This window comes from Microbacterium sp. SW12 (assembly GCF_055391095.1).
Map to the genome: position 1 here is coordinate 2,402,916 of NZ_AP024335.1, position 26,345 is coordinate 2,429,260.

The following is a 26,345-nucleotide window of genomic DNA, read 5'->3' on the forward strand; positions in this document are numbered from 1 at the left end:
AGTAGGGGTGGATGCGGGGTGACGCTCGAGGCAACGTCCCCGCTAGGGCACTCGGAGCTCGCGGATTGGTTCTCTGCGGCTTGCGCCGAGCGCGGGAATCAGGGCCGAGACAGTTGCGGTGACAATCGTAGCGATCCCGAGGGCTATAACGAAGGAAGCCTCTGGCAACGGGTCGGAGGAAACAAGCAATATGGAACTGGCTACGGCTAGCCCGATACAGGTCCCAAGCCCCGCCAGCATCCCCGTCTGTGCGAGCAGAAGCCCGACAATGAGCCCGCGGCTCGCCCCCAACGCTCGCCGCCGGCCAAAATCCTTCCGGCGCAGCATTACCAACCCATAGAGAATCACGCTCACCAGAACTCCTGAGACAGCCAAGAGAGCGACTACTAGTCCTCGCGAGAATGTACTGAGCTGCCCCTCGATGATGCCCCGCATCTCCGCAAGCGCTTCACTTGTTGCAACAGTGATCCGTGATGGGTCCCTGGCGTCTAGTACGGAGAGAACACCAGTCGACACCGGCGCAACAAGTTCGGGGGCGTCGGCGAGAACGACGATGATGTTCACGGGCTCGGCACCGGTCGCGTCCGGTTTGGGGATCAGTACAAGAGGCTCAAACTGGTCAAGAAAATCTGGGGCCTGGATTACTCCGCCGATGTTGTATTGCATTCCCTGGGAGAGGGCGATGCCGCCAGCGACAGACGTTATTCCCAACCGCTCAAGCGCCGTCCGTGAAGCGTAGGCCAGCCTGCCCGGATCGGGCGATTGCGCAGGGATTCCGAGCGCTTCTAGGTCGGAGCTATAAAGGTAGCGTGCGGGAACCCTTGCCCCGGTCGGGATCCCAGAGTTGGTAGCGTCAACCGCTGCGGTGAACGCGGCGGCCCATTCAATGCCGTCGATCGCGCCGATGCGATTGAGCACGTCGCTGGTAACCCCCGCGGCATCCTCTGCATGAATGACTACGGATCGGGTTCCGGCCTGGTCGAGCGAGTCGAGTACCTGGCGTTCCGCTCCAACCGTACGACCGGTTGTGAGCATCACGGCCACGACCATTCCTGCGATGACCAGTACCGCAAGGACGGACGCGACAGCCTGTGAGCGCGCTGATGCGACCGCCTCCCTAAGAATCGCCGACACTCTCATTACAGGAGAATCACTTCGTCACAGGCATCCACCACAGCGGGCGAGTGGGTTACAACAACGACCGCCGCCCCTGCTCGAGCGTGATCGATCAGACCGTTGACGACCGTGTTCGCTGACTCTGGATCGAGATTTCCTGTCGGCTCGTCTGCAAGCAAGATATCTGGGTCACTCAGTAGGGCTCGGCACAGCGCGATTCGCTGGGCCTGCCCCCGGAGACTTGACCTGGCTTTCGCGTAGGCGGAACGCTGACACCGAAACGATTGAGAAGCGACAATGCGCGCTCACTTTCGCCGAATCGGTTCGCACCTCGATAGAGGCTGGTCTCTGTCACGTTGTCGAGCACGGTCCGGGTCGCATCGAGCGCCGCATCCTGGAATACGAAGCCATACCTCGCGGCCCGGAGGCGCGCTCTATCCCTGTCCGGCAGAGAATCGGCGGGTACCCCGTCGACGCAGACCTCTCCAGAGGAGGGTTGCAGCATCAGGCCTAGCAAGTAAAGCAAAGTGGACTTTCCGCGGCCTGATGGGCCGGTTATTGCAGTAACTGTCCCGCTGCGGAACTCTGCCGACCAGCCCTTGAGGATACGTGGAGCTTGCGGCGAATAAGAGAATGAAAGGTCAGAAGCACTGAGGACGACGCGACCGACAACGGCCTTGTCGCTCGCGTCACCCCGGGGGACCATCTCGTAGTTCACCCGTTCGGTTCTGCAGGGATTCGCACTCGGGTGCCGGTGCTGACACCCTCAACGACGGACATACCTTTCGCCGATGCGCCGACGACGACCGGAATGTGGGTTCCGTCCTCTCCGACCACCGAAACTGTACCGTCAACCTCCGTCATGAGCGACGCGGATGGCACCAGGACTCCGGAAGCGGGCTCCACAGTAATGACTCTCGAAGACAATGACGTCTGCCCGTTCGGGGGCAGCTCCCCACACTGATCCTGACAGATCGATCTCCCATCGGAACCACTGAGCGAAACCACAACGGTCTGAGTCTGGTCGTCCCGTCGCCGGTCCGAGACGAATCCTTCCCACAGATTACCGAGCGGAGAGTCGATCTCAACACGTGTCCCAATAGGCATTAGAGCGGATTGTGGTTCGGTCACTGGGACGGTGAACTCCGGGGATGCGCGCAAGGTGCTCACAACCGTCTCTCCTCCGACCAACGACATACCTCGAGCAATCGAGTCCGAATCCAGCGCGATTCGGCTCGGCAGCTCGGGGACGAAGATCACGTCCCCGAGGGCTACGACTCCGGTCTCAAGCGATCCGAGGCTCTTCTGCCAACTACGAATCGCGCTAGTAGTGACGCTACCCACCTTGCCGTCGATGTCGCCGCGGTAGTATCCCAGGTCCGCCAGCATCTGCTGTAGTTGCTTCGCGTCAGCTCCGACAGTCCCTTCACCTATCGCGCGAAAAGCCGGTACTGCACCTGCAGCCACCACGACCGGTTTGAGATCGACGGTGTAGAGGACCTGACCCTGCGACACGGTTTCGCCGTTAGCGACACCTACGCCCGTCACGATCCCGGCCGCTTGGTTGATTCCGGCCGGGGCGGTCGTCCACTCTGCGACCGTGTTGAGCGCAAGACTTGCCTCCACTTCGCCCTCCTGAGCGGTGGCAAAGGTGTACTCGACGGCCTGGGTTGGGTCCTCGGCCGGGCGAAGCAAGACTGAAGCGGCCCAAACAGCCGCTGCCACCGCAGCCGCAATAGCAACTACGAACGCTACTCGTCCCCAAATACGGCCAGTCGGTCTGGGCTCTTTGGCAGCTCTCGCGTTGTGTGTCACAGGACTTCCCCCTTCGCCGCGACAAAGACTAGAGGACACGCTCGCGCGAACCCTGGGATCGCGTTAAGCGCAGTCCGGGCGAGGCGCGATGCCCCCGCCCGGACCGGCTAGAGAGACGGCTCAAGGTGAGTCGTCAGTAGTCGCAGAAAATGTACGCTGAACCGCTCGCGAAATAGTTGTTCGTGCGAAGATTCGACCAATCGCTGTCAACAACGGGCGAATAGTAGTAGCGCGTTCGCCAGATTCCATCGTAAATGAACACCTCGTGTGACGCAATCCAGTTGTTCGTTTCGTGGATCTTAACCAACGTATAATCGTTGACTCTGTATGTGGCCGCCACCCCATACGAACAATACTTGGGGCCGTATTGAATTGTCTCCAATGCGTTTGCTGCGGAGACTGCTCCGACCGAAAGGACCGAGCCGACTAGCGCTCCCGCTGCGATCAATGCGAGCCGCTTCTTGAGTCTGGCACCCATCTTGGCTTCTCCCGCTGATACGTTGCTCACTAGTAGTCACATCCGATCGATGCTGAGCTTACGTTCGAATACCAAAGAGTTCCGTAGACGTTACCCTGATACGTTCCCTGCCCACCGGAGTAGTACCGTGTTGTCTGCTGCAGGAACATGTTTCCGTCGTACGTGCGCTCCCGAATGTCAGGGCCTTTGTGCTGGTGTGCGTGCGGACCCGTAGACGTCCCGGTTGTGTAGACATAGCTACTGCCGGTGCAGGTCTTGGTGCCTGCATACAGCGCCGATGCCGGGAGAGCCCCGGCGACCACAATTAGCGCAGCCGCTCCAGCAGCGATAGGTACTCGGTACTTCATGGTTACCCCTAACTTTTGTGCCGAATTATCTGACCCCGCCGGATGAGCACAGGTTTGCGAGCTCACCAGCGCGACCCCCGGCACGCGAGCAAATAGTCGCGCGCCCCGTTTCGAACCTACTTGGATGTATCAAGCGCCCAGGGTAAACGATGCATTAACGGGTCGCGAATCATTGATCCCGACTTCGCGCCGAGGTGACGCCCGGCACCTAGATTGGCGAGTAGGACCAAAGCGCATTCGTTGTGAGGAGCAGCACGTTGAAGAAACCAGCCATGATGACGGCTCTCCTACTGATCGCAGTAGCGCTCGGCGGCTGCACGACAGCCGCCCCTACCGCCCCTCCGACGACATCACTAGGAGACCACAACACCGAGGCGGTTGAGCAGCTGGTCGCGTGCCTGCATGACGCCGGCTGGGAAGTTGATTACGACGAGTCGAGCGCATCGTTTGAGGTCAACATCCCCGAAGAGCAATACGATGCTTATTCTGCGGCTAGAGATGAATGTAATGAGTCTGTCGCCGGCCTCTACGACACGACTCCGCTCACAGAAGAGCAACTCTCAGAGATCTACGAATACGAAAAGTGGACGGCGGAGTGCCTGCGAGCTGAGGGTATAGACGTGCCGGAGATCCCTTCTGAGGAAACCTTCATCGAGCGATACACGACAGGGGACCCCTGGCTGGCCTACGGTTACGTAGGGCAGGTTAACGAGGATCGGTGGAACGAACTCCTAAGCATCTGCCCCCAGCTATAGCGGCTTGCATTCAGCCTCGTACGGTCGACATAGCGCGCACGCTAACGCTTCCGCCACCACGAACGGATGTCGAGCACGTCCTCTCCTTCGCTTTCCCCGGCACCATAGAGAGTGAACACTGGGTGATCTGATAGGAGGTGGAGCGAAACGGGGACGCCGTCTGGATCCGCCGCCTTTCCGGTCCTCAACGTCACCCCCTCATCGTCGAACACCGATTCCACCGTGCAGGTCCATGGTCCCCAATCAAGGGTCAGATGATGGTAGATTCCACGGTTCTTTGCAGCGGGTCTGACACAGATCCATACTGGGCCCCGGTACGTGGCCGGCCAGCTGCCGACATGCGCTCGTCGAGGAGGGGAGGTGACGGTGGGCGACCACGGCTCCCAAGAACTCCTCCATAGAGCGCGAACGGACATCCCAATCCAGCCGCCACCTCCGTATAGGTCATCAAGGTGATCGGCGTAGGCAAGGGCAGGCACAACGTCACCGCTCTCGAACCGAGCGAGCGTCGACTTGGACAGGACAAGCTTCTCCGGACCACCCGGCTGACTCGCTTCTAGCTGACGCAAGCTAGTGCGGCCGCGCAACGTACGGAGGACGCGACCCAGTTCCGTCGGCGTCGCCGGCAGATCGGTAGAGCCGGCGTGCTGCGCTCTGCTGTCCCAGATCCGTCCCATCATCGTCCTCACCACACCCGTAGCGCCGAGTCTAGAAGTGGCCACGCTTCTCCAGGCACCCGCAGCCTGGAACGAAGAAGAGTGGATAGCGAACGGAGGAGAGACCATGGGTAACTGGAGTGAGCCGATGGGTGGTGCCGACGCAGATGGCAATGCCATCACCGTGTCGTTTGGCACTGGCCCCGCCGAAGGCCACACACTGCTAGGTGACGGCGACCGGAGCGAGACGAACTTCCTAGACTCGGCGAACCACGACCACTATGGATCTGGTAGCGGCCCGAACGACAACGGTACGAGCAGAGGCCAGTACTCGGGTCCTGGCCACTGATCTCGTCCACTGAACGGGACGCCCTGAGCATGGCGAAAAAAGGCTCACCTATTTGTTTCGGTGTCTTCTTGTTACAATTAAATAGACAATGCCTAGTAATGCCACGATTGCATCAGCGTTAGCTTCGTTCGCGGGATCGTTTCTTCCCGATTCTGGCGCTTTTGGCGATGTCGACGCAGGACATATTTCCCGTATCAAGACGCTGACGCAGGAAATCACTTCGACCACTAGTCCGCTACACATTGCGTCTCTCTCCGAGGCGAAGCGTTATTATGTCGCCCTGCGCCATAGCGAATCCTCCAATCCTGCAGTCGACTTACTCTCCAAAAAAACTGTCGACACACTTCGGCTCATATTCGACGAGGTCATCGCACTTCTTGGACAGACTCGCGACGAGCGCATATTCGAGATCATGTATGGCTTCACCCACGCGATCTGGCCGCTCTATAGCCGTAGCTCGTCTACGCAGGACATGGGTTTTGACCTTCAGGAGCATGTCGACATCTTTGCCAGCGCAACTGAAGATGAGCGCTCCAGGCTCCGCGACGATCTCCTAGCCAGATACGGCATTCGGGACTAGGTGTAGTGCCCAGTCAGGTTGTTTGAGATCCGGCTGATGGGCGGGAGCTTTCCGATGGCGGTGTGGGGCCTGTGGTGATTGTAGAAGTGCAGCCACGCGGGCAGGGCGGCGCGTCGTGGAGTGCTTGGCGTAGGCCCAGCCGTCGGCCAGTGTGCGGTGGAAGCGCTCGATCTTGCCGTTGGTCTGCGGTCGGCGGGGCCGCGTGAACTTCGGGGTGATGCCGAGGTCTGCGCATGCGTGTTTCCAGGCGTGGGAGCGGTAGGCGGAGCCGTTGTCGGAGAGCACTCTCTCGACTCTCACGCCGCGGTCGGCGAACCAGGACGACGCTCGCCGCAAGACGCCGATCGCGGTCTCTGCTCGTTCGTCGTCGTGGATTTCGGCGTAAGCCGCTCGGGAGTGGTCGTCGATGACGGTGTGGACGAATGCGTGCCGCATCAGCGGGTTCCGATAGCCGTTGCGGTCCTTCCCTGGCGTAGCGGCCCGGTTGCGGCGTCCTTGGGTGCGTCCGACGTAACGCCAGCCGCCGCCGTCGGGGATGTTGCCGAGCTTCTTCACGTCAACGTGGATCAGGGATCCGGGATGGTCGTGCTCGTATCGTCGGGCGGGCTCGCCGGTGCGCACGTCAACGTGCGAGAGACGGTTCAGTCGACAGCGGGTCAGGACTGCGTGAACAGTGGAAGCCGACATCCCCAGACGTCCCGCGATCTGGACCGGGCCGAGGCGTTTGCGGATCCTCAGATGCACGATTCGCTTCACAAGGCTTTGCGGGGTCCTGTTCGGATGCCGGTGCGGCCGGCTCGACCTGTCGACCATCCCGTCGGGTCCGAGCTCGACATAGCGTCGAGCCCACTTCGCCGCGGTCGGATACGACACCCGGAAGTAGTCGGCCGCTGCCGACACCGACCAGCCATCCTCGATGATCTGCCTGGCCAGCCGGAGTCGTTGGCGCGGAGTCAGCGCCGCGTTAGCGTGGGACACGAGAACCTCCTCGGTTCAGAGCGGAAGCGGTAGCAGCTCCACTCTGCCTGGGAGGTTCTCGTCACATCAGGGCATCCAGATCAAACAATGTCCCTGGGCACTACAACTGATATGTGACTGATCCTTGTCAAGTGGCAGGGGAAAGAGCACCCGGAGTGATCGAGCTCCGGGTGCTCTTTCGTTGGGTCGGCGGTGTCACGTTCGAGGGTGACGAGCGTGTCGTTGGCGACGCGCGGTCAGACTGATATGCGCGGGTTGGTTACCGCAGGACGTGCTTTTCGGCTGGAGCGGGACCGCTTGTCTAGAGTCGAGCGTCGCCTGGTGGGCTGCTCATAGCTGTATCGCGGGTCGCTCCTCGCGGTGCCGTCATCGTCGTCGTGGCCGCCACCGACCGGTCGGGTCGGCTGTCAGTCGGGCATGACGGCCAAGGACCAGCACCAGCCTGCGAGTTCGCGGGCGACGGCGACGTTCGCGATCACGGGACGCTTCTTGCGGGTGGTGAACTGTTGCCACTTTCGATGCAGCCGATGGTTGCCGGCATCGCCGCGAGCGACGGCGATGCCGGGGGCTTGGGCCCATCGGGTCTGCATGACCGCGCCCGGACGATACGGTTTGCGGTGATGCCAGGCCGCTTCGACGAGCAGACGGCGGGCGTGGGTGTTTCCGGTCTTGGTGATCGAGCCCTGCACCCGAGACTGCCCGGAAGAGAACTCGGACGGCACCAGCCCGAGGAACGCGCCGATCGTTGACCCGGTGAATCTGTCCCAGTCGCCGATCTCGACCGCCAACGCGAACGCGGTCAGCGTGGAGATCCCGCGCAAGCAGCCCAGCCGCCGCACCGTGCCCGAATACTCGCTGCTGGCCGCCATCTGCTCGATCAGCTTGTCCAGGCGATCCTTGCGGGCTCCAACTTGCTGGACGGCTTCGTAGTCCGCGTCGAACGCAGCCTGCAGGCCAGGATGCTCGAATCGGTGTCGGCGCAACCATGCGTCGTGCGCACCCGTCCACGCTTTGCCGTCGTAGATGATCCCGTGTCGCAGCAACAGCTTCGAGAGCCGGTGCCGCGCAGCCATCAGCTCGCCGCGATTGTCCTCACGGGCGCGGACCAGATCTCGCGCGGTCTCTTGCTCGATCGATGGCACCCGGACCGCGACGATCTCGTCCAGCCGCAGCAGCCGCGCCAGATGCAACGCGTCCCGCGCGTCCGTCTTGACCCGGTCACCGGTCGGTCGTTGCAGCTTCGACGGCGCCGCGACCAGGCACATGACCCCTGCCGCCTCGAAGAGCCGCGCCAACGCGAACCCCGTCGGACCGGCCTCGTAGGTCACCGTCGTCGGCTGCGGCAAGGAGCGCACCCAGGCCACGACGCCGGCAGGGTCGTACCCGAATCGTCGCCGGATCACCTCACCGGTCCGCTCATCGATCGCGGCTGCGACCACGCTCCGCGCGTGCACATCCAGCCCGACGCTCGTACGCTGAGAACTCAACTGGGGCCTCCATTCGCCTGTCGGATAGGCCAGCCCCCACAGGCTGGCAACCCACGCTTACGCGAATCGAGGCCCCAGCCTCAAGAGGACCGAAGGCTCATATCGTCTAGGCGCGCATCAAAGTGGTGCCCCCAAGGTATCTCTAGCTTCCCAAAGATGAAGGACCTGCCCGCGTAATCGGGCAGGTCCTTCATCTTCGACTTCACCGTCACAGATCCGGCAAGTCGTCCAGGTTGTTGCGGGTCGTGTTGTCCCGGTCCGTACGGAGGTACTTGCCGTTCGCGCCGTTCGCGACGCGGATCTCGGTGCGCTTCTCGGGCCACTGCACGTGGTACGTGTGGATGCCCAGCTCTATGTCGCTGATGGCCCCCGCTTTCGCACGCGGCGACCAATACTGGCCGGGTGTGCCGATGGAGGTGATGTCACCGTCGCGGTTCTTGCCGGAATGGGTCACTCGTCGATCTGCCATTGTTCTCTTCTCTCTGTTTGATGTCGTTCAGACGGTGCGACGATCTGGGGGCCGGTCCGAGATGAACCGGCCCGCCCGATCACTTCTCGTTGCGGACGCCCTTGTGCTGGCTGGGGCTGCCGTTCATGATGCGGCCGGTGGACGTGTCGCGTTTGAACCAGGTGTTGCCGACCTGGAACTCGCTACGTCCTTTGACCGCTCCGACGCGGTGGCCGCGTCCCGTGTTTTTTGCCATCGCAGGCTCCATTTCCGGAGCTGACCATCAGCCCCTCACTAAGTAGTCGGAGCGGGAGGCGATTGTGTTAGCGGCACATGTCGCATAGGCCGTCGATGAGCAGGCGGCGCTGCACGAGGAGGTTGCATTCTCGACAGTTCGCCTCGGTCTTCGCCGCACGAGTGCAGCGGCACTGCCCGCAGCTCGGGCAGAAGCCCTGCCCGCAGTCGGAGCAGGGGTAGCCCCGAAAAACGTGCTCTTGATCGCAGCAATGCACGCGCAGCAGCGGTCTCTTGTCGAACTCGCGCGGCTGAATGGCGTAGTTCGGCTCGACCTTCCAGATATCGTCTCCGGCGAGGACGGCGATGATGCGCCGATCATCACTGATTGCATCCGCGTAGAACTCCGCGGTCCGAGCCCAGGAGTCCCGCCAGGTAATGCGGCGGGTGAATGCCGCTCCGGGCGTGATGACGCGGAGGGCGTGGGCCTCATGCACGAGTTGTCCGCGCCACGGATAGACCTCTGGCCACCCGTCGTCTGGGTCGGGTTGGATGCTCGCGTGATGCACCAGCCCGTCACGAGAGTCAATGAGCACGACCGCTCCGAGTCCGCGTATCCGCTGCGAGATAGCAATCGCGCAAACCTGGTAGCTCGCCTGGCTGGAGTCGTAGAGGTCCTGCACGTGCTGGGCGCGCACCAGCGACTGCCCGACGACTTCGTTCGTGAGGTCGTCGGGCAGCAGGAGGCGCTGGGCGATCTGGTCGCACACCGTCTCGAGAAGCGCTGGTGGGTCGGTCTGGTCCGCGATCCAGTCGAAGAGCCCCTTGTCTTGCTCGACGATCCAGTGTCCGAGTTCGTGCGCGAGCGTGAAGTTCTGCCTGCGGCTGTTTGGCGTGGGCGCGTAGAGGACGACGCCGTCATCAAGGAACGACATGCCGTCGCAGAAGCCGCCGCCCTCACGGCTCGTTGACAGGCTCTCGACGGCGCGGACCTTGAGACCAAGTTGGCTCGTGAGAGCAGCCTCGGGGTCGAGCGCGAACTGCTCGCGGGTCGGGCTGTCAAGTATCTCGATCGAACGATCGACCCAGCCCGCCAGCCGCATTCAGCCCTCCGGCTCTTCCACGGCGGCCACCATCGTCTCGAGGGTCTCGAGCAGTACATCAGGCTCCGGCGGAGTCCCGCGGTGCACCGCCGCGACCATCCGCGATTCAAGAGCAGAAGTCGCCAACGAAATGCTCGTCCCTTGCAGCCGCGCCCACCGCTCGGCCAGGCTCTTGAACGCACTCGAAGCCACAACCGCTGCGAGTCGAGCCCGCTCTGGGTCCTCTCCTACGCGCCTTCGGAGTCGATCTGGGTCTGCGCCGGTAATGCTTGCCAGGGCGTTTATGACCGCCGGCACCTGGGGTGCGTTCTTGTTGCTCTCCCAGCCGAAGACATCCCTGCTCGTGACATCCCAACCCCGGTCTGCCATCTTCGCTGCGAGACCACTCACGGACAGGCCCGCTCGCTTGCGCGCTGCTGCGAGTGCCTTTCCATCGAGCGCAATCTCTGGGTCAGGCACGAGGCCGAGCATCGCGGCCACCGGGTCCTCTGGGAGCGGAGGCGGTTCCTGCTCAGCCTCCCAGGCCAGGTCGGCTGCATCGAGGAGCGCACGCAGGTCTGGTCGCCCCTCAAGGTACTCGGCACCCGAAACGAGGGCTGACCGTCCCGCCCGAGCGTCAAGGATCTCTGCAATCACGTCCTCGTCGTTATCTGAACTCATCGTCACCCTCCTTTCTCAACGGCTGCGCGGATCTCCGCCAGCACCTTCGTGACGATCTGACTAATTCGAGGTGGTGTCACACCCAACTCAGCCGCAACCTCTGCTCGCGCCCGGTCGAAGACCACGATCTCTCTGAACACGGTACGCGTCCGATGATCGAGCCGCGCCAGGACGGCGCGCGCCACGGCTAGCGCCTCGATTCGCTCAAGAATCTCGTCCTCCACTACCACGTGGTTGGTCTCGGGGATGTACTCCTCCGAGAGCGGCATACGACGGGACATGTACGCCGACGTTGCCATGTCCAGCGCTCTCCGTTTAGCCGTCGCCACAAGAAGTGCTTCCCAGCTGCGGGGCGCTTCCGTCGGCGGCGACTGCATGAGCGACACCATGGCGTTCTGAACAGCATCTTCTGCGAGGTCTACGCGTCCACTTCCGCACAGCACCTCACGGGCGGCCCCGAACATCGCCTTGCGATGCTTCTGATACAGAGCCGCCCAATCTATCGAGGCGTCCGGCATCAGCCGTCGCCCTTCCAGCTTGCGAGCATCTCGCTACCTCCATCTGCGTCGATGAGTGACGCTTACAAGGTAGTCGAGCGAGCGCCCGTTTTAGTTAGCCCCTGACCTATGAAATGTTGCCGGGTCGGACACGACTAGACCCTGCTCCTCGTCCGGGTGCAATGAGCGTTACCACCGCCAAGACGACGCGGCGTAGCCTTCGGAGTCAGAGCGCAGCGAGATAGGTCTGAAGGGACTTGACATAGTCAACCGTGACTCCCGCCTCTCCGATCGCAAACGTCAGGAATCGCTTCGCGTTTCTCTCAAAGCTCGCGCGCGGGTCCCACAGAGTCTCACCGCACGCCGCCTCAAACGCCTTGGGATCGGGCTCCCACTCGAGATAAAGAGCGGCAACCTCGTAGCTACCGATGTGATCGTGGAGAAGCTGTTTGTCGATAGCGCCCGCTGTTGAACGGACCGCCTCGAACCACTTGAGCAACGTCTTCTCGGTGATGTTCACCTCGCCGAAGGCGCTGGCCGTCCGGCTCGCTCCCACAAGCAACGCTGCATGCGGTGACAGGACCTTCCCTTGCAGTTGGGCACCGAACTGGTGAGCGATCTCGTTCCGGGCGATGCGCATCTTGTCGAGCTTGCTTATCGAGGCCGCGAGGACCGCGTTCGAGCCAAACAGCCGCTCGTAGGCTGACGCTCGCGCGCTCCATGTCCCTTTGACGAGAGACTCCATGTCCCATTCCGCGAGTTTCACAGAGCGCGTTCGGAGCGCGAGCCCGTCGAGTAGCCGAGGCGAGCTGGTGAGGGTTGGGTTCGATGCAACGGCCAACGTCGTCACTGCTGCGAGGTACCGCTCGAACGCGGACAGCAGCATGACGAGTGACGCGCGACGGTGCCACGACTGGCTTAGCTGGAGCTGGTCTGAGTAGAGCGACGTGAGGTGCGCGAGCGGACGGCGAAAGCGATCGTCCTTGAGCCCGAGCTCGGCACGATAGTCATCCTCGTCACCAAGATGTCGTAGTACCCCCGCGACAGCGCTCGAGGCGGAAGTCCCGCCCCAGTAGTAACTGTTCAGGATCGTAAAATCTCGCTGGAAGCGACGATATGCGAGCGACGCTCCCATATGCGGCGTCCATCGGTCGAAACTCGCTGCGGTCATGCTGCAATCTTTCCCGGATTCCTCTGTCCCGTGCCAGCCCAGAGGGACTGCTGCTTGACATCGGCGAAGCTGAGTTCAGCCCCAGTCGTCGACGGACGTGCTATGAGATCTTGAACGCAATTTAGCCCGCGCACCCGGCGGGGCAACTTGATGCGCTTTGGGTCCTCCGGTGCCAATGAGTGCGCCCACTCAGAATGCTTGATACACCGCCGACATCCGACGGGCTACGCAGAAACGCGTCCCCCTCGCCGAGTAAGCGCGACCATCCGTCTATCCTGATGCAGAGCAAGATCCCCTTCGTGATCGGTGGGAGACTAAACATGTCGCGCGGTGGCGTGCAGCGAGGATGCCGGGGAACATCAAATGCAGCTCAGCTTTGCGACGATCACTCTGCGGGAAATGTTCCTCGATCCAGGCCCCAACGATTGGCCGTCGCCACAACATCGGGCGGACATGATGCAACAGATTGCGGACCTCATGGCTGCTGATTCGCTCCTTGAGTTACCGCTCGGTCTCCCTGACCTCGAGAGCGTTGACGTGACTGGGTTCGAAGTTGGCACCGGAACATGCGTGGTGCTTCAGTGCAGGGTGGATCACGTGGAGATTCGTCGCACGCAAGGCGGCAAGCCCTCGTGGCGACAGATCAATCGCATACTGATAGACGGGTGGAGGGACGGTTGCTTGTGACTGTGCGGGACCGCGTCGGAGGTGAGCCTCGCTGGGCCTCAGCCCCCGGAGACACGATTTGCCGAGTACTGGAGGCGAAAGGTCTGACGACGGAGGACCTCGCAGATTGTCTCGGGATAAGCGATCCGGATGCTAGGCGGCTTGCGGGCGGCGAGATGGCCGTCGACGCCGAAATCGCAGCTGCGCTTGCGCGACTTCTGGGCTCAACGCCTGATTTCTGGATGCGTCGAGAAGAGCAGTACAGGGCGTCGTTGCGTTGGCTAGGCGCCGACGAGCTCGCGCGACGGTCACCCATTGCAGAAATGGTCCGGTTCGGCTGGCTTCAGTCGGAAGCCGGATGGAAGGACCAAGCAGCTTCGCTGCTCAGCTACTTCGATGTATCCGATGCTGCTCAGTGGGACCGGACTTGGGCGTCCCGGCTCGGCGAAGCGCTTTATCGCACATCTGCTTCGTTTACCTCGAACGAGATGTCGGTGGCGGTCTGGTTGCGCCGCGCTGAAGTCGAGGCGAGTCGTCAGTCTTTGCAGGTCTGGTCCCCCAGTAGATTGCGCGAGGCCGTCCCTCGAATACGGCAACTCTCGAAGGTCGGAGACCCTTCGCGGTTCCTCCCTAGGATCGCCGAGTTGCTCGCAGCCGCGGGCGTTGCGCTTGTGGTGCTTCGGGCGCCCAGCGAGAACCGGTTGAGCGGTGCTGCTTTCAAGCTGGGCGAAAGCGCGAGGGCAATAGCACTCACGGGAAGGCACTTAGCGGAGGACCATCTATGGTTCACTCTCTTTCACGAAATTGGTCACCTCCTCCTCCATGACGGAGAGGGTGACTTTCTGGACGCTCTCGACGCAGACGACGCAAAGTACTCAGCGACGGAGGAAGAAGCGAATGACTTCGCGCGCACCACGTTGTTCCCTTCGGGTATCGAGGCGCTCGCAACCTCGCGTGCTTCGGGCCCCACGAAGCGCCAGGTAGTAGCGTTCGCTGCGACTTGTGGTGTCGCGCCCGGCGTGGTGGTGGGCCGCCTACATCACGACGGCGTGCTCGCGTACAACCAGCTCAATGGCCTGGTCCGTCGCTATCGTTGGCGAGACCAGACGCTTAGCCTGAGAACCTGACATAGCGATCCGGGTGCTTTTGCCAGTTGCAGATCGCGTCTTCAAACACATCCGGTCGTATCCCGGTCGCAGCGCCGACCGCGGCGAGTTCCGACTGTAGCTCCTTCGCGGGGCCTTGGCTCGGGTCGCCGCGAAGGAGGAGACGGGCGCCGGTAAGTGGACCGGTTGCGCCGACGAGGTACGAATGTGCTGGCCGAATGTCAATCAGGTTGAGCTTGCGCAGCATCGACAGATAATCAAAACGAGCAGTCCTACCGAACTGTCGCACTCCTCGGAGCGACCGGTACATAGCCTCGAATGACGCTTCCGGCGTAGCTCTCTTGAGCGAGGCGAATCTCTCTGCATGGTCGCCCCCTGCATCGAGAACCCAATCGACATAGCTTTGGATCGCGGCCCCAGTGCCCTGTTCCTTCCAGGCATCGAGGCTCACGTATTTTCGGTGATTCCCGAAGCCGTGGCGGTCGCCACCAGCGTGGAAGTCATCCTGGTGCTCGCCGAGCCAGATTCGAAAGGAGAAGGGGTCGGCTGCCGTCCTATCCCACGTCCACCACTTCGCAGGCTCTTCGCCGAACGCGCCGTACACACCGCGCACGTACCTCCAGCCGGAGTGTCGGTGTTTCCCGAAGTGCACGAATAGGTACACGAGCCAGACCGCTTCGTCGAGGTTTCCGGTGCGGGAATGCAGCACAGCTGCACGCAAAGGGTCGAATCCCGTGTCTCGAGGGTCGCCAGACATCGGGTCGAGGCGTCGAGAAAGGAGACGATCGGTATAGACAACCCGTTGCTCGCTGTCGATTATCTGTTCAATGAGGGTCTCGCGATGGATGGGCTCCACGATGCCGGGCAGTGGGCCGTGAACTGACTCGTAGTCAGTGAGGGACCTCGCGATGCGGTTCGCGTCGTCGCGGTAGTTCTTACGCATCGGGAAGTATCCCCTCGAGTCTGAAGTGTCGATCGGTTAGATATAGGTCAAAGAAAGTACGGCTGAGGATGGACCGTACGGCCGCGAGTCGTTCTTTGTTCTTCGCCCTATACGCGTGGAAGCCCTCGAACGCGCGCCCTAGCTGCACCCAGTACAGGTCGAGGTCATCGGGCGGCCTGAACTCATGTTCAGCTCCAAGCCGTAGCGACTCCTCCCATTCAAGGAGGGTATGCGCCGCATGCCACGGGTCAGTAGTCGGCATGGGAGGCATCGGATAGCTAGCGAGCGCCCCTTCGCGGAGGTAGGCGGCGCCGGAGTCGATGCGCTCGTCGTAGATATGCAAGCTACCCACGAAGTGAACGTAGGTACCGACATCACAGCCTAAGGATCTCGCGACTAGCTCCTGGATGAACGTGAAAGCGAATAGGTCGTGAGGCAATCCGAGGATTGCGTCGTTTGAACGCATGTGAACAACGAGGTCTACGAGGCCGTCTCGAACGAAAAACTGCATTGTGCATGTGCAGGGCACGTCGCGTAGGTTGCCGCTGAGGTCGTCACGGCGGAAGACCTGAATGACGGCCTGTCGCGTTGAAGGCGTGTCTCGAAGCTGCTCGATGACTCGCTGAACCTGAGCGTCCTCACCGACGCCGAATAGACGCGGACCGTAGGCCCCGCCGCCTGTGCCGATCAAAGAAGAGTAGTCCGGAAGGTAGAAGTCGATGTGGTCATGCTCCTCTCGCCCAGAGATGTACCACGTCGTCTCGGCAAGCGCGCTGAATAGGTGCCCCAGCGTCGCACTGCGACTGACGCGCGCTCGCGGGTTCGTGAGCTCGAGTCGCGCGCCTCGCGTCTCGAGCGTCCGACCGCGCGATGTCTCCACCCATTCGCCGCTGTCTAGCAAGTATTGGATCGACGCAGCCAACAAGTCATCAACGGTGCTCGCAGATTGCACGAGTGACATCCTGGCCTCCCGGTGGCGACGGCAGCTAGCCTATTGATGTCGTACTGTGTCGGACTGTAGCGGGGGCCGCGTTTCATCCCAGTACATCCCCGAAAGCTCGTTAGGGGCGCGCGATGATCGTTGTACTAGAAGGGCCCGACTTCGCAGGCAAGTCGACGCTCGCGGAGACTCTTCAGGAACGCTTCAACGGTCGGATTCTCTCCAACGGACAGCCACCAGCGGGTGTTGATCTCTCACACCACTACCTGCAACAGGTGATCGGAGCGTCAGGTCGATCCGAACTGACCGTTTTCGATCGATTGCATGTGGGCGAGCTTATCTATGGCCCGATCTATCGCGGGCGCTGCCTCCTCTCGGTTGTCGATGTGGAGGAGATCGAGCGGGCACTAGACAAAGATGGCGCTTTGAAGCTCCACGTTGACGCACCTGACGAAGTGCTAGTGGAGCGGTTTCGCGGTCCGCGCGGCGATGATCTAGTTGAAGGCGAGGAGCGGCTGATCTCCATCGCTCGCGAATACCGGCGGATCCTGGGTTCGCCCGATCATTTACTGAATTGGCAGAACCTAGATGCCAGCGCCGTAGTTTCGCGGATTCAGGAGTCGCTACCGCGTCGTGAGTAGCACCTGCGCAACGACGACATATTCAGCGAGCGTCACCTGCCGCGAAATTGGGTGAGCCGGGCAGGAGGCTGTCAATGCTCACTGTGAGCGCCTCGCAGATCGCCAGCACGGTCGCCAGTCTCGGATTGGTCGGCGCTCCCCCGCGGGTGACGCTTCCGCGTTCGTACTGCTGGTAGGCGTACAGCGAGATGCCGGTGAGCTCAGCCATCTTCTCCTGCGTGTAGCCCTTGGCATCCCGCGCTCTGCGCAGGTTGATACCCAGCTGCTTGGCGTAGTCGGCCCACTCGGGTGTTGCTGCGGGGCCGGAAACCATCACCCCAGCCTCAGCCCAACAAGAGTTGGTGAGAACCAATAAAAGTTGGTAAAGTCCGGAGCGTTGGCTGCGGGTCCGCCCTCGGGCAACCCCGCGCGGCCCGAAACGGGCCGCGTACGCCGCGCCGCCACCGAGGAGCCCGCCCATGCCCACCCGTACCCGGAAACCGCCCCACAGCCCCCGAACCGGCCTCACCCGGCTCGCCGCCAGCACCGCCGTGGCGGCCGGAACCGCCGCCCTCCTTTTGGCCGGAGGCAGCGCGGCATCCGCCGCCGATGCTCATGCCGTCGTCGTCGGCCCGCTACCAGACTCCGACCCGCCGCAGTACTACCACTACGGAACAGACCCCGACCCCATCTCCCTCGCCGCCGGTCAGAGCTTCACGATCTCCGGTCCGGAGAACCTGTGGACGACCGGCCCGAATGATGACATGGTCGGGACGACGCCGTGGAGCCAGCTGGGGCAGTGCGGCAAGGATGGGGAGATCCGCCCCGTCGAACTCGACACCAGCACCAATGCGGACGGGTCGCTCCTGACGGTCACGGTGCCAACCCGCCTGCCCAACACCTACTGGGATCTGTCGAGCATTCCCTTCACCGCGATCAACGCCCAGGAAGGCGGACCCACCACGGTCTGGCTGGACGCGGGCTCGACCATCGACCTGTCCGCGGCCACTCCGACGGTGACGTTCACCCAAGACCCGAGTGATGCGACGAAGATCACGATCTCCATCTATAACGTGAACTCGTACGAGATGGACTACCCGATCGGGATCACCAACCCTGATGACCTCGGCATGCTCGTCATCGCTCCCGGAGACACCGGAACGACGACTGTCACCGCGCCCGTCGGGTCGGAGATCTGGATCGGTGGGTTCGGCTGCCCCGAAGCCATCTACACCGTCCCCGCTGGCCCCACCCCGACCGAACCCTCCGGCAGCCTCTCCGAGACCACCGTCGGGCAAGACCACTCCCTGACCGTCACCGGAGCGGGGTTCGAACCGAACGAGCCCGTTCAGATCTGGCTCCACTCCACACCGATCCAGCTGTGGTCCGGCACCGCCAGCGCGACGGGGACGATCAGCCAGAGCGTCGTCATCCCCGCCAGCGTCCCGACCGGCGCCCACCAGATCGAGATCCGAGGAGCCGACTCCGGTTCTGTCTGGCTCGACCTCACCGTCGTTCAGATGCTCCCCGCCACGGGGCTCGATGCCACGGCGACAGTCTTGCTCGCCACTGGGGCTGTGGCCACACTGGGGGCAGGAGCCGTCCTCACGGTCACGAACGCCCGCAGACGCAAGGCGCGGGCCTAACCCGTTCCAGCACACGAGGGGCGGTCCCGCAGATCATGCGGAACCGCCCCTTCTTCTTCTCATGCCTCGGCGACGCTCAGCACCTCACCCAGGGCCGCATGCACCCGGCGCATGCTCTCGACGGTCACGGCTATGGTCGAGGACCACTCTCCAACGTCGATCGACCCCCACGTCTCGTCCGGCCTGGTCGCGCTGGCGAAGACCACCACGTTCAGTTCCGCAGACCCGGGTCGGGCATCGACGCCGGTTCCGGTTGGGTAGCGCCGCCGAAGCGTGACCGGCACCGTCCGAGCTAGCTGGTGGAACCGGTCCTCTGCCCGGGGCTCCTGGCATTGCAGCTGCTCGCACCACGGCGGGCAGGGGACGGCCTCGTACCGTTCGGGTTCGGTCATGGCGTCTTCTCCTCGGGTCGTCGCCGACGACCATATAGCCCGTGCAGCCGGGCAGGGAAGACATCTGCACACATGGATTTCAGCGGCGCACCTAGATCTCGCGCTGCTACGCTGTGCGGCATGTCCGCCTCTCGACTCGCGAGCGCCTTTCGAGAGTCGCTCTATGCCTACATACCTGTGCCGAGCTCCCCGGAGGGGATCGGAAGTGGTGCGAGCGACGCGGCGAAGCAGTGGCGCTACAACCGCGCTGTGGACGGCATTGCCAGCACTGGTACACCTGTAAAGACGATCCACGGCGCAGCGCGCTACAACGCGGCCTACGCGATCCTAGGGGGTGGCACGAAAGCAAACGGCGGTGGCGGTGTCGCCGGAGGGTTAGCGTCCCAGGTGCACATCGGCAAACTCACAGGCGTCGCGGCGGAACTCGCATACCCACTCTTCGCGGCGGGGTGCCACCTTGCGCTGGATACCACGCGCCGATACGCGATCGCCACGTGGCGTGACCGAAAGTCCGCCGCTGACTCTCGCGCGCTTGATGAGGCGTCCTAGAGCGACCTTCCGCCTCTTGAGCGGATTTCTGTTGCGTCAAGCCGACGATCTCATTTACACCTTCGACGGGCGATCTGTCCACGGCGGCTAAGCCCCGGAAAGTGAAATTGACGGCATCCGCGGTGGACTCGCTGGCGAGATAGCCAGGTGTCCACACGCGGATGCCGCCACAGGTAGGGCAGGTGTTCTCAGCAGGGTGGTTCCGATGCGGTGTCACCTTCGGCCCGAGTGACTCGAAGCTCGAGGCCCGTCTCGCCGAGTTCCTTCACCATGCAGGCCCAGACCAGCGCCTCGACATAGTTCGGATGGAGGCTCGGGTCGCTGCGCCACTCCTGATCGCCAGCGCGCCGCGCCTCGACAGCGAATTCGCCCGGGACGAGCAGGAGTTCGGCGATGGGGGTAGGGATGTCGGTAGGGTCACCGTCCGTGCCCTCGAGGCCCACCAGAACGACGTTCCCGACGAGCCGCGCCCGTCTGCGTCCGTATCCCTGGTGGAACCACCAGAGGAAAGTTGCCCTCCGGTTGAACGGCAACGCTTGGGCGATGCCGTTCTCGTTCACGACTAGTGTCACGCCGATGTCCGGCAGATCGACGTGCTCGATCCAACCGCCCGCCTCTGCCTGATAATCCTCGAGCGTTCGAAGGTCCCTCGGCTCGATGGGCTCGGTGTCATTCGCGGGGATCACGATGGCTTGCACCATGGTCCTTCCTCCTTTGCGTAAGCGACCGAGAACAGGGCTGTTCTCTTCAAGTCGCAGCACGCAAACGAAGACGCACTCGGAGCTTGGGTTACAGGGTGGCCGGCCGGGAGAGAACCGCGAGGTCCTTCATCCCGGGCCGACCACCCTCTTTGGTAGAGCAGGGCTCAGCTGCTGGCTGGACGCTTCGCTGACGCCGTCTTCGCACCGGTGGTTCCGGTATCGAAGATGGCAGCGATCGCATCGCGCCTGACAGCGGCATCCCGCTCGATCTCGTCGCGCACAGCCTGTGCACGCTCCAGCACGGAAGGATCCGACTTCGTCTTCTCGATCCAGGCCTCCAGGGCCAGGCGAATCTCGTCGGTGACCGTGCGATCGTTCAGCTGGGCAATGATGTCCAACTGCGCACGGGTCGACTCACTCAACCTGACAGCAAGCGTCTTCACCGGGCCATAACCCAGACTGTTCGCCGACTGACCTGACACTGACTCGCTCATATGCGAATCACCTCCTTGACGGAAGCGGCCGAGAACCCGGTGGTTCCCTGGAAGCCGCAGACCGGCAAGGAAGGCGAGCGTGGCTGCGCGACGCTCTTAGCTAACGACGGGGCAGCGCAGGGGGCAAGCGTCCGATCACTGTCACGCTAGGCGGAAGAATCAGCCGAAGCAGCATCGTGCGCGGTCGATGCTGCCATTATCGCGACATACCTACGAGGGAGGCCCGCTTCGTGAGCGAGATAGCCGACCCGCGCTCTTCCCTGTTCGAGCGCATCGAGTGCATCAGGAATCTCTGTGACTCTCTCGGGAGCGCTGTAGTGAGATTGAATAGCTCCTGGACGGTCCGCGAGACTCTTCCGACGCTCGAACGCTGACGTCCGAGCAGATCCGCGCAGTTCGGCGCAAGCAAGTTCCACCAGTGCCTCTACGCTGATTCGCCATGCTCGACTTATTTCGATGAGTGAATCGAAGCTTGCATCAGCGACCGCGGCGGCCAAAGCTCCCATGTTCGCATTCGTAGGAGGGTAGAGCATGGCGGCGGCGAAGCGATGCGCTTCCTTCTCCCGCTCACCAAGAGTCATGCCGTCGTCTGCGCCATGCATCACAAGATGCCCAACCTCATGCAACACTGAAAAGCGCTGGCGAAGGTGATCACCCCCTGCCGGGTTTAGCACGACGAGTGGCAGGCGACCAGCTCTTGCTGAGAAGGCGGACAGGCCAGCCGAGGCAACGGGTCCGTAACCGACTACGATTCCGAGGTCACGTGCTACCTGAACAGTGTCCTTGATGGGTGACGTTCTCGGCAATCCCAGGCCGTCGCGTGTGTTCATGGCTGCGACGGTAGGAGCGTTGCCTGCGTTGTGTCGCCGTATGCGTTCAAGCTCGGCGGACCACTCATGTGTTCCTAGGTGCTCAACGAACCGCGCAAACAGTCGGGCATAGGCGCCGAAGCGCTCGAGCGCCCATCCTGCGTTTCTCCGAGGTTGACGAAAGAACGCATCCTGCAATTCCGGAACGGGGCGCGAATCGGTCAGGAACCTGACGTCTGTCTGCAACTCATCCGCGAGACGAGTCAAAGTGCTGAGTGGAGGGTTTGTTCGGCCCTGTTCCCAGTTAAGCACCGTGCCCGGTGTGCGCCCCACGCGGGACGCCAAATCGGCCGCGAAAGGTACTTGAGCAAGATGCTTCGCAAGCTCTAGTCGTTCGGGGTCGAGCTTGTACTCGGACACGCCATCTCGCGACTGATCCGACACTTCTCCCTCGCCTCCTGACCTGACATTACGATGGCAGGTGGGCCCAGGCAATAGAGGCAACGAGGATTTCGCGGCATGTCGGCGCGGCGCAAAGCAAAAAACCGTCAATTGCGTGACACTGGCGGCGTGAAGCTACGAAGTCTGGCATTGAGTATGCGACACGCCGTGGGCGCTGATACGCTGACTACCTCCGGACTGCTAGGCGTCCGGGAGAGGCCCCCGAGGGCTTCTCACCTGATTCTTGTTGACCGCGACCGGGGAATGATGTATACCAAGGGTGTACATGGAGCGCCTTACGCCAGAACAATTTCATCCGGTCGACAGATGCCCTCGCTGCGGGAACGAGCTCGACCTGCCACCGCCTCCGAGGCAGCTTTTAAGATTGCCGAGGTGGATTTTGCCTGACGTAAGTAGTCGCACTAGTAGTCGGCGATCATCTGTTGAGCAGCCGTCTGCAGTTGACCACAGTCCCGTGACTGTCGACCAGAATCTCGTCGCGGAGTCTCACAAGCAAGAAGGATCTGTGGCGTCAATCAGGGATGTGCGGATGAAAGCAGTCGAGTATGGCCGCTACCCTGTCAAGCGGGTAGTGGTGCCCATACCTAGCAAGCCGTCCCACGAAAGCAAGCTGAGCGTCCATGTCAAGCGCAAGTCGCGTTAGCGGGGTGGCGGGACACTAGTACGAGAACGTAACCTCTCCTCGAGCTATCGACTCGATCATGACGCCGCGCTCCTCAGGCGCGAACAGTGCCCTACCTGCCGCGTCGAGCATGTTGAAGAGGATGCCCGCGTTCTCCTTCACACGCGGATTTAGAGAGCTTGTCGATTCTGACCTCATCGATGAGAGCGACAACACACCGACCTGAATGTGGCATCCCCCGTATTTCTCTTCCTCCGGCTGCATGTAGCGAACCGGCTTTGATAAGAAGGAATGCCATCGAGTCCGTTGGGTCGGCCCCGTCGCGTAAGTTGGTGCGCCATTGATGAAGGCGGTCGTCGCGGGATAGTTCGCTCCGATGCCGATGCGCTCACGGCGCGCCATGTCCATCTCGGGCCAGTCCCCGGTAGACGACGCCCACAGGCGAAGTTCCCGCGACTGCGGTTCCCACCTAACCCACGCTTCAAGGCGCATGTCCTCGTCTTCGTCGCTGTCGAGCACCTCCCTCACGACCGGAAGGACCGCCAACGCGAGCAAAGAATGAGCGTACGACTGCATCTCGGGTACCGAGATGGTCTCATCGTCGCGCCAAGCTCGCCACCACGACTCAAGTCGCGATCCATACCTAGGCGACGATCCTGGGCCGGCATAGTCGCGCTTCCGCGTTCCCTTTGGGGGCCTATGGAGCTTGAGGGCAACACGAACCTCCTCTAGCAACTGCGGTGCCTGAAAATAGAAGGGAGGGCTAACAAGATTCATTCCGAGCGCCGACGCGCGATCACGTTCGACTTCCACGAACGATGCTGCAACTTCGTCGCTGAGCCTGCTCAGATCTAGTCCCTGGAGGGGACGAACTGCATAGCACTTACGGTCGTGAAACGCGCGGGCGCGCTCGGTCAGTGCGTGGAGAAGTGGAGGGTCAGTGAGGCTCGATCCGACAACCATAATGTCGCGCTCGCGAAAGAGCAGTCCGAGAATTTCTTCCGTGTTTGTCCGCGTTGCGACGTAGTCTCCCTCGCTGAAGACGGGGTACGCGTGCTCGTCTGGAAGAACGATCGTGACTTGGTCGCCGTCCGGTTGCGAATCCGCGTGTAGTTCGCGCTGCTCAAGCCCATGTACGTGTACGAGCGTTATGCGTGTCTTATCCGCAGCAGAGGCAACGAGTCTCTCGCGCTTCTCATCCGTGAGCGTGGTGGCTTCGCCATCTGCGGTTACTCCGAACGCGAATACATCCACACCTTGAAACGAAGCATCCCCATCCCGTAGAAGGTTCGAGAGCTCCCCAAGAAGAAAGTCGTCATAGTTGGGTGTTACGACGACTACGCTCTGGGAGGCACCAACGAAGTCGTTTGCAAGGGCGACGACTCGCTCATTGAAGTAGCTTGGCTCGACCTGGGATCCTCCGTAGAGAAGCTCGTGGATCGCACGAGTGAGAGCGCGCTTCGGCTCGTCGGCAAAGCGCTTCTGGAACTGTCGTTCAATGGCGGATGCGGCTGCGAGTTCACCGATGGTCCTGACAATTGATATCCGCTCGGCGTAACTGCCAAGGTCTTTGTCGAGCAAATGGGCAGACATGCCCGCCCAGGTGAGTCCCGTTCGCTCGATTGATGCTCCTGCGCCCACAAATATCGTCACGTTCTCGAGACGCGCCATCTCGTCGATCGCGTTGTGAGTTGAGCGATCGTGAAAGAAGGGCTCAGCGAGTCCAACTAGCGCATCGATCATGGCGAGATCGTAGCAGCGACCCTCTCCCAGCCGTGGCACGCAGTCCGGCGCGCGCTCGGGACGCTGCACACGCTGCCCCGGCGTGATCCGGAAGTTCCCTCAGGTGGAGTCTCACGTTGAGGGCCCGTGATGGTATTGGTGCCAACGAAATCCTTCAAGTCATGTGGTTCGCCAACGCCACCCGAGCCCGCTAAATAGACCTCCGTGGGCGTCACGGATCCGCAGCGAGGCTATACCCTTGCGCAACTCTGTCAGGTTGTAGGAGTTGGCCGTGGCTGGCCGCGCATAGGGACTAACGGCCTCGAACTTCCAAACCTCGCGCGGTTTCTCGCCAATGAACGCAACCTGTATCGACGCGAGCAGCGATCGCTCGTGGAACGCGCGACTTGCCAGCGTGATCGGCTCCTGCTCGCCCGCGCCTTCTGGCGGCCTAATCGTGAACCGCAAGTCATAAACCTCACCTCGCCTCATCGGTGATGGCTCGGTGCGCTGAAGGTTTAGGTGCCAGAAGTGGTCGTTCCAGCCTGCTCCTGGCACCCGTCGCGAGTTGACCTTGAACGCGCCACCGGGCTCAGCTCTGGTGATGCCGTCGTACGAGCGAGTGATGGTGAGGTAGTCCATCTCGTCGAAGGTCGCGATGAAGCGGTAGTGCTCCCGCGTTTCTTTCCACATACGGTTCTCGACGACGATCAGGGTGCTGGTGGTCTGGTAAATGATGCCGTTGTGCATCTCGGGCACTTCCAGCAAGACCGGTGACTGGGGGTAGCGCCCCGTCACGAGACGAGTGAAGAGTCTCTCAAGCGCGGGTCGCTCGCGGTCGGCGACCGTCTCGGCGCTACGCCCGATGCGGTTTCCGTGAACCCTGCGACGCTCCATGAGCCGAGGTGAACCCGTGGTCCCCGGACTGAGAGCGAAGACATCGAGCAGGAGAGCTTGGTCCTCGTTGCTCCCCGCGTGGATGGCTGAGAGGAACCGGCTACGGACCCGCTCGAAGGAGTCATCGGGCTTTTCACGGAGCACCTCGGCGAGCATGCCCGTGGGATTGAGTCTGCGCTCGGTGAAGCCTTCGTTCTTACGCATGAACTCGAGCTCGGCGGCGAGATCATCTCCACGAAGCTTCGCCACATCGAGTTCATCTTGGGTCACGATGTCGCCCCCTTCCGTCGCGTGATTCCAACTTTTTCACCACTTCCGATCGGACGCGAGTTCGGTTTCTACCGTCGATGTCACCTAACCGATTGCGACAGGAAGGAACCGACATGTTGGATCCCAAGAAGGACCTCGCCCCGTTGGGTGGAGCGTTTAGTTCGAATGGTCTGGCTCAGATGAGCTGGAACATGCAACGGCAAGCCAGCCGCGAGGTGGAGCGGGTGCAGGCTCGCGCGCTGGTAGCGGAGACGCAGGAGCAGGGGCGGGCGTTCATCGCCAACACTGCGCTGCAGAACGTCGGCGCGCTCACAGCCCTAGAGCAGCACCTAATCACGGTCGCGCCGCTGGGCGAGTCCCGCTACCGGCACATCGTCGACGCCTACGCGATGGGCGCTGCCTCGGCCATTGCGAGGTGGTGAGCGATGACTCTCCTGGCCGCGCTCCTGCTGCCCGTATTCGCGGCCGGTGCCGCGATCAACGGTGCGGTGGTGGGCGGTGAGTGGGCCGTCGGCAAGCTCCGCGACCGGAAGGCCCGCAAGCGAGCTCAGATCGAGGCAGAGCTCGACCGGAAGCAGGCTCAGCTTCGCGCCACGATCCTGCGGCTAGCGGCGGAACTGAACGGCGACGCGCTTGAGGCCCGTAAGGCCCTCATCCGCGAGTCGTTCATGGCCTCCGGCCGCATCCCGGACGACGAGTAGCAACGGTGAGGGCTCGGCGGCAGCGCATATGGCGGCGCTCCCGCCGAGCCCTCTTCATCTCTAGGCGTTGTGAAATCCACACCACGACCGTCAGTCAGATTCGTCTCCTGACCTCTGGCGCGAGTCTCCGG

At 62.1% G+C, this 26,345-nt stretch carries 28 protein-coding genes and 2 pseudogenes; 8 read left to right on the plus strand and 22 right to left on the minus strand.

Annotated features, from left to right (window positions below; translation table 11 throughout):
- Positions 1-42 precede the first annotated feature (42 nt).
- The 4 genes and pseudogenes from MICSW_RS12150 to MICSW_RS12165 all read right to left on the minus strand — a co-directional run bounded on the left by MICSW_RS12150 (position 43) and on the right by MICSW_RS12165 (position 2,742).
- Positions 43-1,140: an ABC transporter permease gene (locus tag MICSW_RS12150; protein ID WP_464496011.1), complete on the minus strand. Its 1,098-nt coding sequence runs from the start codon at positions 1,138-1,140 to the stop codon at positions 43-45.
- Positions 1,140-1,295 (minus strand): hypothetical protein, encoded by a 156-nt coding sequence (locus MICSW_RS12155; protein WP_464498373.1) that lies wholly within the window; start codon positions 1,293-1,295, stop codon positions 1,140-1,142. The genes MICSW_RS12150 and MICSW_RS12155 overlap by 1 nt, the downstream gene beginning before the upstream one ends.
- A pseudogene (locus MICSW_RS12160) lies at positions 1,287-1,822 on the minus strand (ATP-binding cassette domain-containing protein); the annotation flags it as partial. The gene MICSW_RS12155 and the pseudogene MICSW_RS12160, both read right to left, overlap by 9 nt.
- Positions 1,823-1,830: 8 nt before the next feature.
- Positions 1,831-2,742: a peptidoglycan-binding domain-containing protein gene (locus tag MICSW_RS12165; protein WP_464496012.1), complete on the minus strand. Its 912-nt coding sequence runs from the start codon at positions 2,740-2,742 to the stop codon at positions 1,831-1,833.
- A gap of 1,286 nt (positions 2,743-4,028) precedes the next feature.
- On the opposite strand from MICSW_RS12165, the gene MICSW_RS12170 reads away from it, so the two are divergent.
- Positions 4,029-4,511, plus strand: coding sequence for a hypothetical protein (locus MICSW_RS12170; protein WP_464496013.1), 483 nt, complete (start codon positions 4,029-4,031; stop codon positions 4,509-4,511).
- Between the two features lie 41 nt (positions 4,512-4,552).
- On the opposite strand, the gene MICSW_RS12175 is transcribed toward MICSW_RS12170, so the two are convergent.
- Complete coding sequence (locus MICSW_RS12175) at positions 4,553-5,347, minus strand: helix-turn-helix domain-containing protein (RefSeq protein WP_464498377.1); 795 nt, start codon at positions 5,345-5,347, stop codon at positions 4,553-4,555.
- A 257-nt stretch (positions 5,348-5,604) separates the two neighbouring features.
- On the opposite strand from MICSW_RS12175, the gene MICSW_RS12180 reads away from it, so the two are divergent.
- Entirely contained in the window at positions 5,605-6,096 is a 492-nt protein-coding gene (locus MICSW_RS12180) for a hypothetical protein (RefSeq protein WP_464496014.1), read from the plus strand.
- On the opposite strand, the pseudogene MICSW_RS12185 reads toward MICSW_RS12180, so the two are convergent.
- From MICSW_RS12185 to MICSW_RS12220, 8 genes and pseudogenes are all read right to left on the minus strand, one after another.
- Positions 6,093-7,074, minus strand: a pseudogene (locus tag MICSW_RS12185) (IS481 family transposase). The gene MICSW_RS12180 and the pseudogene MICSW_RS12185 sit on opposite strands and share 4 nt — an antisense overlap.
- Before the next feature lie 407 nt (positions 7,075-7,481).
- Complete coding sequence (locus MICSW_RS12190; protein WP_292735243.1) at positions 7,482-8,561, minus strand: IS110 family RNA-guided transposase; 1,080 nt, start codon at positions 8,559-8,561, stop codon at positions 7,482-7,484.
- A 208-nt stretch (positions 8,562-8,769) separates the two neighbouring features.
- Positions 8,770-9,030 carry a DUF3892 domain-containing protein gene (locus MICSW_RS12195; RefSeq protein WP_464496015.1) on the minus strand — a complete coding sequence of 87 codons (261 nt, stop codon included), beginning with the start codon at positions 9,028-9,030 and terminating at the stop codon, positions 8,770-8,772.
- A gap of 79 nt (positions 9,031-9,109) precedes the next feature.
- On the minus strand, positions 9,110-9,265 hold the full coding sequence (locus tag MICSW_RS12200; RefSeq protein WP_464496016.1) for a hypothetical protein: 156 nt from the start codon (positions 9,263-9,265) through the stop codon (positions 9,110-9,112).
- 67 nt (positions 9,266-9,332) lie between these two features.
- A complete protein-coding gene (locus MICSW_RS12205; protein ID WP_464496017.1) occupies positions 9,333-10,346 on the minus strand; it encodes an ImmA/IrrE family metallo-endopeptidase in 1,014 nt (337 codons plus the stop codon).
- Entirely contained in the window at positions 10,347-11,006 is a 660-nt protein-coding gene (locus MICSW_RS12210; RefSeq protein ID WP_300593559.1) for a hypothetical protein, read from the minus strand.
- Between the two features lie 2 nt (positions 11,007-11,008).
- Complete coding sequence (locus tag MICSW_RS12215; RefSeq protein WP_464496018.1) at positions 11,009-11,524, minus strand: RNA polymerase sigma factor; 516 nt, start codon at positions 11,522-11,524, stop codon at positions 11,009-11,011.
- 205 nt (positions 11,525-11,729) lie between these two features.
- Positions 11,730-12,389 (minus strand): hypothetical protein, encoded by a 660-nt coding sequence (locus MICSW_RS12220; protein WP_464496019.1) that lies wholly within the window; start codon positions 12,387-12,389, stop codon positions 11,730-11,732.
- A gap of 1,127 nt (positions 12,390-13,516) precedes the next feature.
- On the opposite strand from MICSW_RS12220, the gene MICSW_RS12225 reads away from it, so the two are divergent.
- Positions 13,517-14,467 carry an ImmA/IrrE family metallo-endopeptidase gene (locus tag MICSW_RS12225; RefSeq protein WP_464496020.1) on the plus strand — a complete coding sequence of 317 codons (951 nt, stop codon included), beginning with the start codon at positions 13,517-13,519 and terminating at the stop codon, positions 14,465-14,467.
- On the opposite strand, the gene MICSW_RS12230 is transcribed toward MICSW_RS12225, so the two are convergent.
- Entirely contained in the window at positions 14,451-15,389 is a 939-nt protein-coding gene (locus tag MICSW_RS12230) for an alpha-glutamyl/putrescinyl thymine pyrophosphorylase clade 3 protein (RefSeq protein WP_464496021.1), read from the minus strand. The genes MICSW_RS12225 and MICSW_RS12230 overlap by 17 nt on opposite strands.
- On the minus strand, positions 15,382-16,350 hold the full coding sequence (locus tag MICSW_RS12235; protein WP_464496022.1) for a thymidylate synthase: 969 nt from the start codon (positions 16,348-16,350) through the stop codon (positions 15,382-15,384). Before MICSW_RS12235 ends, MICSW_RS12230 begins: the two co-directional genes overlap by 8 nt.
- 113 nt (positions 16,351-16,463) lie before the next feature.
- Here MICSW_RS12235 and MICSW_RS12240 point away from each other — a divergent pair, with 113 nt between their 5' ends.
- Complete coding sequence (locus MICSW_RS12240; RefSeq protein WP_464496023.1) at positions 16,464-16,970, plus strand: hypothetical protein; 507 nt, start codon at positions 16,464-16,466, stop codon at positions 16,968-16,970.
- A gap of 22 nt (positions 16,971-16,992) precedes the next feature.
- Here the strand turns inward: MICSW_RS12240 and MICSW_RS12245 are convergent, their stop codons facing one another.
- Positions 16,993-17,283 (minus strand): helix-turn-helix domain-containing protein, encoded by a 291-nt coding sequence (locus MICSW_RS12245; RefSeq protein ID WP_464496024.1) that lies wholly within the window; start codon positions 17,281-17,283, stop codon positions 16,993-16,995.
- A gap of 145 nt (positions 17,284-17,428) precedes the next feature.
- On the opposite strand from MICSW_RS12245, the gene MICSW_RS12250 reads away from it, so the two are divergent.
- The gene (locus tag MICSW_RS12250) at positions 17,429-18,595 is read left to right on the plus strand and encodes a hypothetical protein (RefSeq protein ID WP_464496025.1); all 1,167 of its coding nucleotides are present in this window, start codon (positions 17,429-17,431) and stop codon (positions 18,593-18,595) included.
- A gap of 59 nt (positions 18,596-18,654) precedes the next feature.
- Here the strand turns inward: MICSW_RS12250 and MICSW_RS12255 are convergent, their stop codons facing one another.
- On the minus strand, positions 18,655-18,987 hold the full coding sequence (locus MICSW_RS12255; protein ID WP_300595137.1) for a DUF6907 domain-containing protein: 333 nt from the start codon (positions 18,985-18,987) through the stop codon (positions 18,655-18,657).
- Between the two features lie 120 nt (positions 18,988-19,107).
- On the opposite strand from MICSW_RS12255, the gene MICSW_RS12260 reads away from it, so the two are divergent.
- A complete protein-coding gene (locus tag MICSW_RS12260) occupies positions 19,108-19,536 on the plus strand; it encodes a hypothetical protein (RefSeq protein ID WP_300595135.1) in 429 nt (142 codons plus the stop codon).
- A gap of 188 nt (positions 19,537-19,724) precedes the next feature.
- Here the strand turns inward: MICSW_RS12260 and MICSW_RS12265 are convergent, their stop codons facing one another.
- From MICSW_RS12265 to MICSW_RS12285, 5 genes are all read right to left on the minus strand, one after another.
- Positions 19,725-20,237: a DUF3846 domain-containing protein gene (locus MICSW_RS12265; protein ID WP_464496026.1), complete on the minus strand. Its 513-nt coding sequence runs from the start codon at positions 20,235-20,237 to the stop codon at positions 19,725-19,727.
- Positions 20,238-20,401: 164 nt separating this feature from the next.
- The gene (locus MICSW_RS12270) at positions 20,402-20,731 is read right to left on the minus strand and encodes a hypothetical protein (protein ID WP_464496027.1); all 330 of its coding nucleotides are present in this window, start codon (positions 20,729-20,731) and stop codon (positions 20,402-20,404) included.
- Between the two features lie 146 nt (positions 20,732-20,877).
- A complete protein-coding gene (locus MICSW_RS12275; protein ID WP_464496028.1) occupies positions 20,878-21,960 on the minus strand; it encodes a helix-turn-helix domain-containing protein in 1,083 nt (360 codons plus the stop codon).
- 700 nt (positions 21,961-22,660) lie between these two features.
- Entirely contained in the window at positions 22,661-24,367 is a 1,707-nt protein-coding gene (locus MICSW_RS12280; protein ID WP_464496029.1) for an SIR2 family protein, read from the minus strand.
- 159 nt (positions 24,368-24,526) lie between these two features.
- On the minus strand, positions 24,527-25,513 hold the full coding sequence (locus MICSW_RS12285) for a hypothetical protein (RefSeq protein WP_464496030.1): 987 nt from the start codon (positions 25,511-25,513) through the stop codon (positions 24,527-24,529).
- A 113-nt stretch (positions 25,514-25,626) separates the two neighbouring features.
- Here MICSW_RS12285 and MICSW_RS12290 point away from each other — a divergent pair, with 113 nt between their 5' ends.
- Both MICSW_RS12290 and MICSW_RS12295 read left to right on the plus strand, forming a co-directional pair.
- Complete coding sequence (locus tag MICSW_RS12290) at positions 25,627-25,935, plus strand: hypothetical protein (RefSeq protein WP_300590595.1); 309 nt, start codon at positions 25,627-25,629, stop codon at positions 25,933-25,935.
- A 3-nt stretch (positions 25,936-25,938) separates the two neighbouring features.
- The gene (locus tag MICSW_RS12295; protein WP_300590596.1) at positions 25,939-26,214 is read left to right on the plus strand and encodes a hypothetical protein; all 276 of its coding nucleotides are present in this window, start codon (positions 25,939-25,941) and stop codon (positions 26,212-26,214) included.
- Positions 26,215-26,345 lie beyond the last annotated feature (131 nt).